Below are 14,215 nucleotides of genomic sequence, written 5' to 3' on the forward strand. Positions count from 1 at the left end.
CTTCCACCTCCACCATCCCCCCAACCCTCTCCAACAGGAGCCTACCCATGAAGATTTCCCGCCTCGCCGGTGTCGCCGCGCTGCTCGCAGCCGGATTCGCCCAGGCCCAGACCCCCACCGTCAAGATCGACGGCCTCCTGATGGAGTTCTGGGCCACCCAGATGATGGACAGCAACCTGCGCCTCAACACCACGGCCGCGGCCGGTGCATCCAAGTACTACGGCCTCGATTCCCGCTTCCAGGAGAACGGTTTCGCCGTCAAGCGCGCTGAAATCTACATGAGCGGCACCGTGACGGACACCATCAGCTGGAATGTGATGTTCGATCCGAACAACAGCAACACCACCGCCGTGCCCAACGCCGTCCTCCAGGACTTCGTCATGACCTGGGCCCCCATCAAGGGCTTCGCCCTGAAGGCCGGCCAGTTCAAGATGCCGACCACCTATGAAGCCACCATGGTCGCCGCCCGGGAGATCCTCTTCTTCGAGCGCAACCAGATCAACCGCAAGTTCGGGGATGCCCGCGACCGCGGCATCTGGGCCAGCTACGCCTACGGTGATCCCAAGGGCTTCCAGGGCAAGCTGAATGTCGCCATCTCCAACGGCACCACCGATGACGGCAGCGGCGGCAAGAACAACGAGAACACGCTGGCCGGCTCCGGCAACGCCCAGAAGGACTACACCTTCCGCTTCGAGGGTGGCTACGGCGCCGCCCACAAGTTCGGCTTCTACTACCGCGAAGGCGTGACCGGCCTGAAGGATTCCACCCTGGTGACGGCCACGGTTCCCGCGACCTGGACCGTGGGCGCTCCCACCGCCGCCCAGATCAAGGACAACAAGGACAAGACCACCCTCCAGGGCATCTACTACGCCTTCAAGAACGACACCTGGCAGGCCAGCGCCGAGTACGCCACCGGCCTCCTGGGCCGCCGCTACCCGACCCTCTTCACCGCGGCTGCCGCTCCTCTCCGCGAGCACCTCGACCAGAAGTTCGCCGGCTATGTGGTGGACGGCGCCTACAAGATGGGCAACCACTGGATCACAGCCCGCTACGATGTGCTGAACTACAACTCCGGCGACGACTGGTACACGGCAACCAGCCCCTACAAGACGGCCACCGCCGATTACAGCCCGAAGTACACGGAAATCACCGTGGGCTACAACTATGTGTTCATCCCCACCAAGCAGGCCGCCGGCAAGCTGAAGCTGGACTTCGTCAAGCGCAGCGACAACTTCCTGACCCCGCGCGCGGGCCAGACCGGTGAGCAGGGCGGCAACAGCATCGTCGCCTCGATCATGCTGTCCTACTGAGCCAGCATTCGTAGCTGATCCTTCTCAGTACCAAGCCACGGAACTTTTGGGTGCCCCCCACGAGTTCCGTGGCTTTTTTTGGCCGGATGAGTGTAGTATTCCCATACATTCCACCAACATCTCTTTTGAACCGGAGCTGCCATGCGAAAGCACCTCTTGGCCCTGGGCGCGACTCTCGCCCTCTCTCCCTGTCTCCTGGCGCAGAAGATCGGCGTCATCAATTCCATGAGCGGCCCCGAGGCGCCCATCGGAGAGAACATCACCAACGGCATCAAGCTCGCCGAGGAGGACCTCAAGAAGAAGGGCATCAACCTCCAGCTGGTGTGGGAGGACGACACGGGCAAGCCTCAGATCTCCATGAGCGCCATGGAGAAGCTGGCCACCCGGGACAATGTGGTGGGCGTGGTGGGCCCCTACACCTCGGCCTGCTCCAACGCCGTCGCCAAGCTGGCGGAGAAGTACCGGGTGCCGCTGCTCATCCCCGCCGCGGCCAAGGAGGAGATCACCCGCCAGGGGCTGAAGCATGTCTTCCGCATGAACGCCCCCGCGGATCAGTACGCGTCCAGCCTCATCGATGCCGCCGTGAGCCTCGGCAAGCCGAAGACCATCGCCTTCGTCTACGAGAACACGGACTTCGGGACCTCCACCACCAAGACCGCCAAGGACTATGTGGCCAAGAAGGGCATCCAGGTGGTGGCCGATGAGCCCTATCCCAAGGGCGCCGCGGACTACCGCTCGACCCTCGCGAAGGTGAAATCCAAGAATCCCGACCTGGTGTTCATGGTGTCCTATGTCGCCGACGCCATCCTCCTCATGCGGCAGTCCAAGGAAGTGGGCCTTCAGCCCCAGGCCTTCCTGGGCGCCGGTGCCGGATTCACCACCGTGGAGTTCGCGAAGGAGCGCGCGATCTCCGAGAGCGTCATCTCCTGCACCCAGTGGACCAACGATGTGAACTGGCCGGGTGCGAAGGAATTCGGGGCCCGCTACAAGGCCAAGTTTGGCAAGGAACCCACCTATCACGCGGCCTGCGCCTACGCTTCGATGGTGATCATGGCCGAGACCGCCCGGAATGCCGGCGGTGATCGCGCGAAGACCCGCGAGGGGCTGAAGAACGGCAAGTGGAATGGCGTGATGGGCGAGGTCAAGTTCGCCGATTACGACGGCTTCACGAACCAGAACAATCACCAGATGCTCGTGCAGCAGATCCTCTCCGGGAGCTACGAGACGGTGCTGCCTTCCCAGTTCGCCACGAAGAAGGCGGTCTACCCCTTCCCCAAGTGGAAGTAAGTCCAACCTGAAATGGGGGGCGCCATCTGGCGCCCCCTTTTCCACCCCCCGGAGTACCACCCACCCATGGCCGTCTTTCTTCAATCCCTCATCAGCGGCATCCTGATCGGCGGGGTGTACGCGCTCATCGGCATCGGTCTCACGCTCATCTTCGGCGTGATGCGGGTCGTCAACTTCGCCCACGGCGACATCATGATGGTGGGGATGTACCTCACCTACCTGCTGTTCACGATCCTGGGCATCGATCCCTTCGTGTCCGTGCTCATCAGCTTCCCGCTGATGTTCCTCTTCGGGGGCTTCCTCCAGAAGACCTTCATCAACCGCGTGCTCAGCGCCGTCGCCCAGAACCAGATCCTCCTGACCATCGGTCTCGGGCTCGTCATGAGCAACACGGTGATGTTGATCTTCACCTCGGACTACAAGATCCTCACGACCTCCTATTCCTCCTCCACCATCCAGGTGGGCGGTGGGGTCTCGATCTCCACGCCGCTGCTGATCTCGTTCCTGATCACGGCTGCCATCACGGCGGCCCTGGGCTGGTTCCTGCTGAAGACGGACACGGGCCAGGCCATCCGGGCCACTTCCCAGGATCGGGATGCGGCGCAGCTGATGGGCATCAATGTGAAACGGATGTCCATCATCGCCTTCGGTCTCGGCTCCGCCCTGGCGGGCACGGCCGGCGCGCTCATCTCCCCGACCTATTACATCTTCCCCCAGGTGGGCGGGGTGTTCACGCTGAAGGCCTTCGTCATCACGGTGCTCGGTGGCATGGGCAGCGTGGTCGGAGCGACGCTGGGCGGCGTGCTGATCGGCATCACCGAATCCATGAGTGCGGTCTACATCTCCTCCGGCTGGAAGGATGTGGTGGTCTTCGTGCTCTTCCTGCTGGTGCTCCTCTTCAAGCCCTCGGGCCTGATGGGCAAGTCGCGGACCTGAGGGGGACGACCATGACCAAGACCATCCTCAAGTCCGCCGCCGGCCTGCTCGTGCTGGCCTCTCTGCTGGTCCTCCCCCGGTACATGCAGAGCCCCTACGCTCTGCACATGATGATCCTGCTCTTCCTGAGCGTGTCGCAGGGGCAGAGCTGGAACATCCTCGGCGGGTACGCCGGCCAGCATTCCGTGGGTCATGCCGCCTACTTCGGCGTGGGGGCCTACACCACCATGATGCTCATGCACACCTGGCAGATCGTGCCCTGGATCGGCGTCTGGGCCGGCGTGGGCCTGGTGGTCGTGGTGGCGCTGGCCATCGGCAGCATCTGCTTCCGCCTGCGCGGCCCCTACTTCGTGCTGGCCTCCATCGCGGTGGCGGAGATCCTCCGCCTGTCGGCCATCAACCTGACCACTCTCACCAATGGGGCCGAGGGCATCCTGGCCACCGAGATCCCCGCCTTCAAGATCGGCGAGCGGGTGGTGACGGACTTCCTCACCAAGGTGCCCTTCTACTACATCGGCCTGTTCCTGGTCCTGCTCACCATCGCCATCACCTGGCTGGTGCAGCACTCCAAGCTGGGCTACTACTTCCAGGCCATCCGGGAGGACCAGGACGCCGCCCATTCCCTGGGCATCCACATCGCCCTCTACAAGAACATCGGCCTGGTCATCTCGGCCATCCTGACCTCGCTGGCCGGAAGCTTCTACGGCATCTATGTCGGCTTCGTGGATCCCCCCACGGTGCTGGGCCTGGATGTGTCCGTCCAGATCATGCTCATCTGTATCATCGGTGGCATGGGCACTCTGTGGGGCCCGGTGCTCGGATCCCTGGTGCTCGTACCGCTCTCCGAGGCCCTGCGCAGCAACCTGATCACCGAGGGCCTGGTGAAGATCGGCCTTGTGAGCGCGGATTCGAGGATCGGGATCTTCCTCAAGGAGAACCTCTCCCACGCCCATGTCCTGCTCTACGGCATCCTCGTGGTGCTGGTGATCCTCTTCATGCCGGACGGGCTCATGGGCTTCGTCAAGAAGCTGGCCATGCGCCGGAAGCGGGAGGCAGTCTGATGGCCATCCTGGAAATCAAGAGCGTCAGCAAGTTTTTCGGCGGCCTGGCAGCCAATTCCAATGTCTCCTTCGCCGTGGAGGAGGGGATGATCATGGGCCTCATCGGGCCCAACGGTGCGGGCAAGACCACCCTCTTCAACTGCATCACCGGCTACTATCCCCCATCCAAGGGCGAGGTCATTTTCGACGGCCGGCGCATGAACGGGCTCCAGCCCGACAAGGTCTGCAAGCTGGGCATGGTGCGGACCTGGCAGAAGGTCCGGCCCCTGGCCAAGCTCTCCGTGGTGGACAATGTGATGGTGGGCGCCCTGGCACGGACCTCCTCCCTGAGGACCGCTCGGGAGGTGGCCATGGAGCAGCTGAAGGTGGTCCGCATGGAACACCGGGCGGATTTCCTCGCCGGCGGCCTGCCCATCGGGGAGCGGAAGAAGCTCGAGGTGGCCCGCGCCCTCGCCACCCAGCCGAAGCTCCTGCTGCTGGACGAAGTCATGGGCGGCCTGAACCCCGCCGAAAGCGAGGAGATCATCCAGCTCATCCTCGACATCAAGCAGCACGGCCTCACGCAGATGGTCATCGAGCACGACATGAAGGCCATCATGCGCATTTCCGACCGGATCGTCGTCCTCACCTCAGGTGAGAAGCTCACCGAAGGCACCCCGCAGGAGGTGGTGAGCAACCAGGACGTGATCGATGCCTACCTGGGTGAGAGCCATGCTTAAGATCGAGAAGCTGAACTTCGCGTATGGCGATCTGAAAGTCCTGTGGGATGTGGATCTGGAAGTCCACGAGGGCGAGATCGTCACCGTGGTCGGCGCCAACGGGGCCGGAAAATCCACCACGCTCAAGAACATCTCCCGCCTGGTCACGCCCACCTCCGGGAGCATCACCTTCCAGGGCAGGGACCTCGGCAAGATGCAGCCGCACCATGTGGTCGAGGCGGGGCTGGTCCAGGTTCCCGAGGGGCGCCGCATCTTTCCCGAGATGACGGTGATGGAGAACCTCCGCATGGGCTCCTATGTCAAGGCCACCCGGCCGGACCGCCAGAAGAACATCGACTGGGTGTTCGAGCTGTTCCCCCGTCTCAGGGAACGGGAGAAGCAGCTGGGCGGCACCATGTCCGGCGGCGAGCAGCAGATGCTGGCCATCGCCCGGGGCCTCATGGCCAACCCGAAGGTGCTGCTGCTGGACGAGCCCTCCCTGGGTCTATCGCCCCTGCTGGTGAAGAACATCTTCGACATCATCACCGGCATCAACAAGCAGGGCGTTACCATTCTTCTGGTGGAGCAGAATGTCTACCAATCCCTCCGCATCGCCCACCGGGCCTATGTCATGGAGACGGGGCGGGTGGTGCTGACGGGCACGGGCGAGGAACTGCTCAACAACGACCACATCAAGAAAGCCTTCCTGGGCATGTGAGGAGACCCCAATGACCACCGTCGAAAAGTGGATGACGAAAAACCCCATCACCATCGAGCAGGATGCCTCGATCATCGAGGCCATCCACCTCATGAAGGAGAAGGGCATCCGTCGTCTGCCCGTCATGGCCCAGGGCAAATTCACCGGGCTGATCACCGAGCGGATGATCAAGGACTACACCCCGGGCAAGGCGACCTCCCTGGATACCTGGGAAGTGCACTACCTGCTGTCCAAGACTCCGGTGAAGGATGTGATGAATCCGAACCCCCGGACCGTCACGCCGGATGTGGACCTCGCCACGGCGGCCCAGGCCATCCTCGACCACAAGCTCTATGGGCTCTGCGTGGTGGATGGCACGGGCAAGCTGGTGGGCATCATGTCGGTGGGGGACATGCTCAAGGCCGTGGTGGAATTCGCCAAGGCCCGGTGATCACCCTCCACCAAAAAGGCGGGCCGGAATCGGCCCGCCTTTTTGCGTCTGGGCCCAGGCGCCTACTTGAGGTGTTTGGCCTTCAGGAAGTCGATGTAGGCCAAGTCCACTTCGCTGATGTGGTGTTTCAGCCAGTCCGCCAGGAGGGTCGTGACCTCCATGGCCACGGGACGGCCGGCATCGCTGTCCGCCTTCAGGCCGGTCACCCGCTCCACCAGCCGGGCGTGGGCGGCGGCATGGGCGGCGTAGCCCTGGTAGGCGTGGCGCCGCATGTGATCCTCCTCGGTGCGGAAGTGATCCACCGTGTAGTCGAGGAGGAAATCGATGGCCTTCTGGACCTGCTCCTGGCCGTGGCCCTGGCGGAAGGCTTCGTGGAGCTGGTTCACCGCCGTGAAGAGCTGCTGGTGCTGACGATCGATGCTGTCGATCCCGGTGGCGAACCGGTCGCTCCAGATGGCAAGTGGCATGGCGGGCTCCTCGATGCGGATGGTTCAGGCACGGCTTCTGGAAACTACCGGACGCCTCCCATGAGCCGCTTGATCCTGGGGGTGAAGAGCGCCAGGATCACCGCCGCGGAAGCCGTGGCCAGGAAGAGACTGCCATAGATGCGGGCGAGGGGCATGGTCTCGAAGAGGCCTGCCACCTTGCCGGCGAGCTTGCTGCCCAGGCCGAGGGACACATACCAGACCCCCATCATCAGGCCCTGGTACCGGGCCGGAGCCAGCTTGGTGGTGGTGCTCAGGCCGACGGGGGACAGCAGCAGCTCCCCGACCGTGTGGAGCCCGTAGGTGCCCACCAGCCACCACGGCGCCACGCGGGCCGCGCCGGTCGCCACCCTGGCCGCCGGGACCAGCAGGAGCATGCCCAGGCCCACGAAGAGCAGGCCCAGGGCGAACTTGGCGGGGCTGGAGGGATCCCGGTCGCCGAGCTTCACCCATAGCCAGGAGAGGAGCGGGGCCAGGAGCAGCAGCCAGGCGGAGTTGACGCTCTGGAACCAGGTGGAGGGGAAATGCCACCCGAAGACCTCGGAGCGGGTGAGGCGATCGGCGAAGAGGTTGAGGCTGGAGCCGGCCTGCTGGTAGGTCATCCAGAAGATCACCGAGAAGATGAAGAGGATGGCCACCACCAGCAGCCGCTTGCGCTCCTCGGGGCGGAGGGGTTCCCGCGTGCTGATGTGCCCATGTTCCACCTGCTGGAAACCCGGTTTCAGCCCGGCCTCGCCAAACTTCCGCTGCTGCAGCCCGAACTGGACGAGACCCAGCACCATGGCCACGCCGGCCGCGCCGAAGCCCCAACGCCAGCCGCTCGTGGTGGCAAGGCCGATGCGGGACAGGAAGCCGAGGAAGCGCGGGTCCTGCGCCAGGAAGCCGCAGATGATGGGGGCGATCAGGGCGCCGAGGTTGACCCCCATGTAGTAGATGGTGAAACCGGGATCGCGCCGGGCGTCGTTGTCGGCATAGAGCGAGCCCACGAGGGTCGCGCAGTTGGTCTTGAGCAGGCCGGTGCCGGCCACGATCACCGCGAGTCCTCCGTAGAAGACGGCGACCGTTCCGGAGGCGGCGAGGATGAATTCCCCGAGGGCGATGAGCACGGCGCCGAGGGCCACCGCCTTCCGTTGCCCGAGCCACCGATCGGCCACCCAGCCGCCCGGCAGGCTGGCGAGGTAGACGGACATCTCGTAGGTGCCGTAGATGCTGGCGGCCTTCACGCCGCTCATCCCGAGCCCCCCCTTGTCCGGGGGGGCCACGAGGAAGAGGATGAGCAGCGCGCGCATGCCGTAGTAGCTGAACCGCTCCCACATCTCGGTGAAGAAGAGGACCATCAGGCCGCGCGGATGGCCCGCGATGCCCTGGTCATCGAGCAGACGGGGATCCTGGGTGGCTTCGCTCATGAACATCCTTCGGACTAAATGTTGAAGACTGAAGACTGGAGACTACAAAGAGCCTACAGGTTCTTCGAGATGAAGTCCCACATGGCCTGGAAGCGCGCCCAGGCATGCTGGGGGGCGCGGGGCACATGGTCAGAGCCCGGCAGCAGCACGAGCTGCACCGGGTGGCCCGCCTTCTGGAGGGCATCGATCAGCATCACGCTGTTCTGGGGGTGCACATTGTCATCCAGCGTTCCATGCAGCAGCAGCAGCCTGCCCGACAGGTTCCCGGCCGCCTTCACCACGGAGCTGGCTTCGTAGCCGGCCTTGTTGTCGGAGGGCAGGCCCATGTAGCGCTCGGTGTAGATGCTGTCGTAGAGGCGCCAGTCCGTCACGGGCGCCCCGGCGATGCCCAGCTTCCAGGCTTTGCTGTGGGTGAGGGCGTAGGTGACCATGAAGCCGCCGTAGCTCCAGCCATCCAGGCAGAGCCGGTCCAGGTCGGCCCAGCCCTGCTGCTTCAGCCATGCGTGGCCGTCGAGCTGGTCCTGGAGTTCCTGCGCCCCGAGGTTGCGGTGGATGCCGTAGGCGCTGGCCAGTCCCTTGGCCGAGGCGCTGCGGTTGTCGCAGGCCCAGACGACGATGCCCTGCTGGGCGAGGAACTGGTACCAGAGCATGTCCCGGCCCCAGGCATTGCGAACCGTGGGCGTCGCCGGCCCCCCGTAGATCTCCTGGAAGACGGGGTAGCGCCGGGAGGGATCGAACCCGGGAGGCAGCACCAGCATGGTCTCCATGGGGAAGCCGTCCCGGGTCTTCACCTGCTGGAAGCTGACCTTGCCGCGCTTCAGGGCCTTCCAGGCCTCGCTGGGGTTGGCGTCGATGAGGCGCAGCTGCTTTCCGGACCCATCGTGCAGGGCCTGCTGAGGCGGCGTCTGGACATCGCTCCAGACATCGAGGAAGGCCGTGAAGGCTGGGTTGAACCTGGCGCGGTGGGTGCCCGGCCGCTCCGTGAGGCGCCCAAGCCCCTTGCCATCGAGGCCGATGCGATAGGCGTCCAGGCCGATGGGGCTGCGCTCCGTGGCGTCGAAGTAGAGGTGGCCAGTCTTGGCATCCACGCCGTGCACGCGTTTGACATCCCAGTCCCCGGCGGTGACGGCGCCGGCCAGGTTTCCGTCTTTCCCGTAGCGATAGACATGGTGATGGCCGGTGCGGCCCGATTCCCAGAGGAAGCCGCCATCCGGCAGGAAATGGGGCAGCGGCAGCCGCTCCTGCCAGGCGAGGCCGTTCTCGTGGAGGAGCCGTTTCGAGCCGGTCGCTTCGTAGCGGCGCAGGTCCAGCCAGCTCTGGATGCGGTCCTGGTGAATAGCGAGCAGGTGTCCCAGGGGATCCCAGCCCACCTGCACGATGAGCGTCTCCTGTCCGGGATAGGGGTCCTCCATCCAGGCGGTTCGTCCATCCAGCTCCACCACGCCCAGGCGGGCGACGGGATTGGGGTCCCCGGCCTTGGGATAGCGGGCGGCCTGGGCCTTCTGGGGCTGGTGGCGGTCGTCCATGAGGGTGAAGACCGGCACTTTGGTCTCGTCCAGCTGCAGGTAGGCGATGCGTCTGGAATCCGGCGCCCACCAGAAGGCCCTGAAGCTGCCGCGGCCGTAGACCTCCTCCTGGTACACCCAGTCCAGGCGGCCGTTGAACACCGTCTCGCTGCCGCCGGTGGTCAGCCGGGTCTCCCGGCCCGTGGCCACCTCGGCCCGGTAGAGGTCGTTGCCGCGGAGATAGGCCACCTGCCGGCCATCGGGGCTGAAGGTGGGCTCGTCGACCTTCCCGCTCGCGATGCGCTTGGCCCTGGCAGCCTTCACCTCCACCTGGAAGAGGTCGCCGGCAGCCTCGAGCAGGAAGGCGCTCCGTTCCTCATTCCAGATGAACCCCCCGCGTCCGAGGGCGGCCTTGGCGGCGAGGTCGGCGGCTCCGGCGGCGACCAGGGCGGCCTGGAGGCGGCCCGCCTCGAGCAGGGGCGTCGATGCCCAGGTGGCAGGATCCACCCGCAGGAGGGTCACCTGGTCCCCTTCGCGTCGCGTCTGCACGAGAGCCCCATCCGGCAGCCAGTCCAGGCGTGTGGTGGGCATGCCGGCGTAGGTCACCTTCTTCGTGGGATGGGCGATGGCTTCGAGCGTGAGCTGGCCGGGGGCTCCTTCCGGGAATTGGCCCGGGATTCGGCCCGGGGTCTGGCCCAGCAGGGAGGCGGCGAGGATCAGGCTGGCCAGGAGGGCGCGGACGGACATGGTGGCTCCGGGGGACCCCTAGGTATATCGCAAAGCGAGGCTCTTTGGAGGGCCGGGTGGACCATCTCGGTAGGGATCAGGAATTGAGAGGCGGGGGCCTCCTTTCGATAAGGAGTGGAAATAGGACGATCAATTAGGCGAGGTGAATCCATGGCATTCCTGGATCGGATGAAACCGCAGTCGCTGGCCGGAAAGATCCTGCTGGTGGGTCTGGGCCCGCTGGTGATCGTGTTCTTCGCCTCCTGGCTGTTGCTGGTGCCCGCGGTGGAGAAGGGCATCCTGGACGCCCGGAAGGCCGAGCTCCGGAGCCTCACGGAAACAGCCCTGGGACTCCTGGCGGCGCAGGAGGGAGAGGCGGCGGCGGGCGTCATTTCCCGGGAGGAAGCTCAGCGCAGGGCCATCGCCCAGATCAAAACCATTCGCTTTGCCGGAGGCAACTACTTCTATGTCTTCACCCAGGAACCCCGCATCGTCACCGTGCCCATCCGTCCCGAGATGGAGGGCAAGCTGGTGGATGACTACACCGACAAACAGGGAACGCGGATCTACATGGAACTGCGCCAACTGGGACGCCAACCTCAGGGCGGATTCCTGCAGATCTGGTTCGGCAAACCCGGCGTGGAAGGCGTATATCCGAAGCTGAACTATGTGAAGTCCTTCGAGCCATGGGGCTGGAACATCGGCACCGGTGTCTACATCGACGACCTCCAAGCCCAGGTGCGGGGCTTCACCTGGTCCATCCTGGGTGGGCTGCTGGCCCTCTCAGGCGTGCTTTTCTTCGTGGTCCGGAACCTCGCCCGTCGCATGTCCCGGCCCCTGGGTGAACTCGTGGACGGCCTGAGGAACAGCGATCTCACCCGGGAGATCCGCATCGATACCAGCGATGAGATCGGGGAGGCCGCCAAGGCCTTCAACGCCTACAACGCGGAACTCCGAGGCCGGGTGCTGGAGATCTCGGGTTTCTCGAGCCGCGTGGCCTCGGGCAGCACGGAATTGGCCGCCAGTTCCGAAGAGATGACCCGTGCCGTGGACGAGATCGCCAAGGTCAGCGAAGAGTTGAAGTTGGCCGGCGAACGCGTGGCCCGGGCCATGGCCGGGCTGGCCGAGGAATCGGGCCTGGTCGCGAAGCACAGCGAAGAGGGCGGCAAAGAGGGTGCCGCGGCCGTAGCGGAAACGGTGCGCAGCGCTGAGACCGGCGAAGCCGCCGTGCGGGGCATGGGGGAGATCCAGGGGGCCACGGCCCAGATCGTCCAGGCGGTGCGGGTCATCCAGGAGATCGCCCGGCAGACCAACCTGCTTTCGCTGAACGCCGCCATCGAGGCGGCCAAGGCCGGGTCCATGGGGAAGGGGTTTGCCGTCGTGGCCGAAGAAGTGCGGAAGCTGGCCGAGCGGAGCCGCACCTCCGCCAAGGAGATCGAAGAACTCATCCAGCGTGCCCAGGAGGCCGTGTCAGGAGGCGTCACGAGCGTGCAGGGCACCATGCAAAGCCTGGAGGCCATTCGGGAACGCATCCAGGAAGTGGCCAGTCGCGTCTCCCAGATCGGCACTTTCGCGCGCGGCCAGGCCGGCACCAGCGCAGAGGTCACGCGGATGATGGATCAGACCAGTCTCGGCCTCGCCCAGAACGCCACCGCCACGCATGAACTGGCGGCCACCGTGAAGGAGATCGCCAAGACCTCCGAGGACCTCGCCCAGGTGGCCGAAGGCCTCCGGGCCCTTGCGGACAGCTTCCGGCTCTAGGCTTCTTCCTTCAGCGGGATTTCTACCCAGGCCAGGGTGCCGGTGGTGAGGGGCTGGAATCCGATGCGTCCGCCCAGGCGCTCGATGAGGCCCGCGGCCAGGGGCAGCCCGATGCCCAGTCCGCCACGGCGGCGGCGGAGGCTCTGCTCCTCCTGTTCGAAGGGTTTCATCAGCCGCTCCCAGTCGAGGGGCAGGCCGGGACCCTGGTCCTCAATCTCGAAGCGCAGCTGCCAGCTGCGCCCTTGGGGTCGGGCTGCCATCCGGAAGCTGATGGTTCCGCGGTCCGAGAAACCGACGGCGTTGTCTAACAGGGCCTCCAGGGCCTGGGTGAGCCGCGCCGCATCGCAGAGGAGGGGATGGGGCAGGGGGTCCAGGGCCACTTGCATCGCCAGTCCCTTGGCGCGGGCATCCGCTTCGGCGCGGTGGGCCAAGCCGGTCAGGTGGTCTCCGAGGTCCGTGAGGGTTGGACGGAGGGCGAGGGTTCCCTGGCCCAGGCTGGAGAGATCCAGGAGGCTCTGCACGAGATGGCTCAGCTGGGTGGCGGCCCGCTGGGCCTGACCGAGAAGGACCGCCTGTCCGGGCGTGGGATCCAGGTCGCCGAGCATCTGCAGGTGGCCGGAGAGGATCTGCACCGGCGTGCGCAGCTCATGGTGCGCGTTGTCGGTGAAGGCTTCCTGGGCCCGCCGGAGTCGCCGCTCCCCTTCGAGGGCCTTCTTCTGTTCCTGGAGGACGCGGTTCTTCCCCTGGACCACGCTGAAGAGCGCGAGCCAGCTGAGCAGCATCACGACGATCGTCGCGAGGCCGAAGATCAGGAGGAGGTGGACTTCCTGCATAGGAACACCTTGGCCAGGGCGAGCTCGTAGCAGACGATCACGATCCCGTTCACGATCCAGGGAACGCGGACCATCTGGGCCGAGAGGGTGCGGAGGAGGTAGTTGGAAGTGGCGCTGAAGATCAGGGCCGAGGATCCGTAGATCAGGAGCGCGGCGGCCAACCAGAACTCAGGCCGGTCCGGCAGGGACCGGTCGTCCTCGGAGTTGAAGAGCCGCCGGAGTTCGTAGGTTCCCACGCCCATGTAGATGAGGCTCTGAGTCGTCATGAACAGCGCGTTGCGCCACAGCAGGCCATTCACGAAGACGCCCGTCACCGCCGCGGCGAGCCCGACCCCGATGCAGACGAGGTAGAGGCGCGTGCGCCGGGCGCCTTCCTCGGCCGTCCTGGCGAGCGTCCAGAGGAGGCCGGTGAAGATGATGGGCTGGACGATGTGGCGGAACCACTGGTTGTTGTGGTGCGCCATGGCGATGGCGATGAAGATCACGCCCTGGATCAGATCAAGGACTTGGACGCGGAGGAACGGGCGAAGCCAGGGCGGCCGCTGGTACCCGCCGCGGAACCGGCTCCAGGCATAGGCGGCCATCGGCGCCAGGATGGATGGATCGATGATGTAGTGGAGAATCCATCGATGAACGGTTTTGGCATCCATGGGCCGGGATCAGGGAAACTTCGACAGGCGCGAGCCGGCGCAGTCGGGTGGGCAGTCGTGGGAGTTCTGGGCAAAGACGCATGCCGGCGCATCGAGGTCCACGCCCTCCGGGTCCACCGCCACCAATACCATCGTGGGCGATCCGTCTTCGTGCTGAGCCCGGTAGATGCGGATGCCGGCGGCCCCGGGTTGGGCCAGGAGCTGCTCGAAGGCGCTGCGGTTGAAGGCGGAGGCATAGTGGGTTCCGGGGCCGGCTCCGGCCTGAAAAGCCAGGACCAGGCCGGCGGCCTCCTCTCGGCTGATGCGATGGTCGCGGGTGGGATCGAAAGCCTCGGCAGACACGGAGACGCTCCTCGAAACGGGGGGATGGGGCCGGACATGGACATGGCGGAGTCTTCCCATCAGACCC

At 65.3% G+C, this 14,215-nt stretch carries 14 protein-coding genes; 8 read left to right on the plus strand and 6 right to left on the minus strand.

Going from position 1 to position 14,215, the window contains the following annotated elements; all coding sequences use genetic code 11:
* Positions 1 to 47 precede the first annotated feature (47 nt).
* The 7 genes from QUD34_RS06230 (at position 48) to QUD34_RS06260 (ending at position 6,440) form a co-directional block, all read left to right on the plus strand.
* On the plus strand, positions 48 to 1,310 hold the full coding sequence (locus tag QUD34_RS06230) for a porin (RefSeq protein WP_286355734.1): 1,263 nt from the start codon (positions 48 to 50) through the stop codon (positions 1,308 to 1,310).
* 141 nt (positions 1,311 to 1,451) lie between these two features.
* Positions 1,452 to 2,597, plus strand: coding sequence for an ABC transporter substrate-binding protein (locus tag QUD34_RS06235; protein WP_286355735.1), 1,146 nt, complete (start codon positions 1,452 to 1,454; stop codon positions 2,595 to 2,597).
* Positions 2,598 to 2,663: 66 nt separating this feature from the next.
* Positions 2,664 to 3,533 carry a branched-chain amino acid ABC transporter permease gene (locus tag QUD34_RS06240; protein WP_286355736.1) on the plus strand — a complete coding sequence of 290 codons (870 nt, stop codon included), beginning with the start codon at positions 2,664 to 2,666 and terminating at the stop codon, positions 3,531 to 3,533.
* A gap of 11 nt (positions 3,534 to 3,544) precedes the next feature.
* The gene (locus tag QUD34_RS06245; protein WP_286355737.1) at positions 3,545 to 4,594 is read left to right on the plus strand and encodes a branched-chain amino acid ABC transporter permease; all 1,050 of its coding nucleotides are present in this window, start codon (positions 3,545 to 3,547) and stop codon (positions 4,592 to 4,594) included.
* Positions 4,594 to 5,313, plus strand: coding sequence for an ABC transporter ATP-binding protein (locus tag QUD34_RS06250; protein WP_286355738.1), 720 nt, complete (start codon positions 4,594 to 4,596; stop codon positions 5,311 to 5,313). The genes QUD34_RS06245 and QUD34_RS06250 overlap by 1 nt, the downstream gene beginning before the upstream one ends.
* Complete coding sequence (locus QUD34_RS06255; protein ID WP_286355739.1) at positions 5,306 to 6,010, plus strand: ABC transporter ATP-binding protein; 705 nt, start codon at positions 5,306 to 5,308, stop codon at positions 6,008 to 6,010. The genes QUD34_RS06250 and QUD34_RS06255 overlap by 8 nt, the downstream gene beginning before the upstream one ends.
* Positions 6,011 to 6,020: 10 nt before the next feature.
* Positions 6,021 to 6,440 carry a CBS domain-containing protein gene (locus QUD34_RS06260; protein WP_286355740.1) on the plus strand — a complete coding sequence of 140 codons (420 nt, stop codon included), beginning with the start codon at positions 6,021 to 6,023 and terminating at the stop codon, positions 6,438 to 6,440.
* A 62-nt stretch (positions 6,441 to 6,502) separates the two neighbouring features.
* Here QUD34_RS06260 and QUD34_RS06265 read toward each other — a convergent pair whose 3' ends face one another.
* From QUD34_RS06265 to QUD34_RS06275, 3 genes are read right to left on the minus strand one after another with little or no spacing between them, the layout of a single operon-like run.
* Positions 6,503 to 6,907 (minus strand): bacteriohemerythrin, encoded by a 405-nt coding sequence (locus tag QUD34_RS06265; RefSeq protein WP_286355741.1) that lies wholly within the window; start codon positions 6,905 to 6,907, stop codon positions 6,503 to 6,505.
* Between the two features lie 44 nt (positions 6,908 to 6,951).
* Positions 6,952 to 8,331, minus strand: coding sequence for a peptide MFS transporter (locus QUD34_RS06270; protein WP_286355742.1), 1,380 nt, complete (start codon positions 8,329 to 8,331; stop codon positions 6,952 to 6,954).
* Positions 8,332 to 8,384: 53 nt separating this feature from the next.
* The gene (locus QUD34_RS06275; RefSeq protein ID WP_286355743.1) at positions 8,385 to 10,583 is read right to left on the minus strand and encodes a S9 family peptidase; all 2,199 of its coding nucleotides are present in this window, start codon (positions 10,581 to 10,583) and stop codon (positions 8,385 to 8,387) included.
* 150 nt (positions 10,584 to 10,733) lie between these two features.
* Between QUD34_RS06275 and QUD34_RS06280 the strand changes: the two genes are divergently transcribed.
* Entirely contained in the window at positions 10,734 to 12,323 is a 1,590-nt protein-coding gene (locus QUD34_RS06280; RefSeq protein ID WP_286355744.1) for a methyl-accepting chemotaxis protein, read from the plus strand.
* On the opposite strand, the gene QUD34_RS06285 is transcribed toward QUD34_RS06280, so the two are convergent.
* From QUD34_RS06285 to QUD34_RS06295, 3 genes are read right to left on the minus strand one after another with little or no spacing between them, the layout of a single operon-like run.
* Complete coding sequence (locus QUD34_RS06285) at positions 12,320 to 13,156, minus strand: sensor histidine kinase (protein ID WP_286355745.1); 837 nt, start codon at positions 13,154 to 13,156, stop codon at positions 12,320 to 12,322. The genes QUD34_RS06280 and QUD34_RS06285 overlap by 4 nt on opposite strands.
* A complete protein-coding gene (locus tag QUD34_RS06290) occupies positions 13,132 to 13,806 on the minus strand; it encodes a hypothetical protein (RefSeq protein ID WP_286355746.1) in 675 nt (224 codons plus the stop codon). Before QUD34_RS06290 ends, QUD34_RS06285 begins: the two co-directional genes overlap by 25 nt.
* Before the next feature lie 9 nt (positions 13,807 to 13,815).
* Entirely contained in the window at positions 13,816 to 14,148 is a 333-nt protein-coding gene (locus QUD34_RS06295; protein WP_286355747.1) for a hypothetical protein, read from the minus strand.
* Positions 14,149 to 14,215: the final 67 nt, after the last annotated feature.

This window comes from Geothrix oryzae, from assembly GCF_030295385.1.
GTDB lineage: Bacteria > Acidobacteriota > Holophagae > Holophagales > Holophagaceae > Geothrix > Geothrix oryzae.

Bases quoted from the DNA above. Each gene is read 5' to 3' on its own strand.
- QUD34_RS06245 (WP_286355737.1), top strand. From the start codon at position 3,545: ATGACCAAGACCATCCTCAAGTCCGCCGCCGGCCTGCTCGTGCTGGCC.
- QUD34_RS06280 (WP_286355744.1), top strand. From the start codon at position 10,734: ATGGCATTCCTGGATCGGATGAAACCGCAGTCGCTGGCCGGAAAGATC.
- QUD34_RS06265 (WP_286355741.1), bottom strand. From the start codon at position 6,907: ATGCCACTTGCCATCTGGAGCGACCGGTTCGCCACCGGGATCGACAGC.
- QUD34_RS06240 (WP_286355736.1), top strand. From the start codon at position 2,664: ATGGCCGTCTTTCTTCAATCCCTCATCAGCGGCATCCTGATCGGCGGG.
- QUD34_RS06235 (WP_286355735.1), top strand. From the start codon at position 1,452: ATGCGAAAGCACCTCTTGGCCCTGGGCGCGACTCTCGCCCTCTCTCCC.
- QUD34_RS06290 (WP_286355746.1), bottom strand. From the start codon at position 13,806: ATGGATGCCAAAACCGTTCATCGATGGATTCTCCACTACATCATCGAT.
- QUD34_RS06285 (WP_286355745.1), bottom strand. From the start codon at position 13,156: ATGCAGGAAGTCCACCTCCTCCTGATCTTCGGCCTCGCGACGATCGTC.
- QUD34_RS06250 (WP_286355738.1), top strand. From the start codon at position 4,594: ATGGCCATCCTGGAAATCAAGAGCGTCAGCAAGTTTTTCGGCGGCCTG.
- QUD34_RS06275 (WP_286355743.1), bottom strand. From the start codon at position 10,583: ATGTCCGTCCGCGCCCTCCTGGCCAGCCTGATCCTCGCCGCCTCCCTG.
- QUD34_RS06255 (WP_286355739.1), top strand. From the start codon at position 5,306: ATGCTTAAGATCGAGAAGCTGAACTTCGCGTATGGCGATCTGAAAGTC.
- QUD34_RS06230 (WP_286355734.1), top strand. From the start codon at position 48: ATGAAGATTTCCCGCCTCGCCGGTGTCGCCGCGCTGCTCGCAGCCGGA.
- QUD34_RS06260 (WP_286355740.1), top strand. From the start codon at position 6,021: ATGACCACCGTCGAAAAGTGGATGACGAAAAACCCCATCACCATCGAG.
- QUD34_RS06270 (WP_286355742.1), bottom strand. From the start codon at position 8,331: ATGAGCGAAGCCACCCAGGATCCCCGTCTGCTCGATGACCAGGGCATC.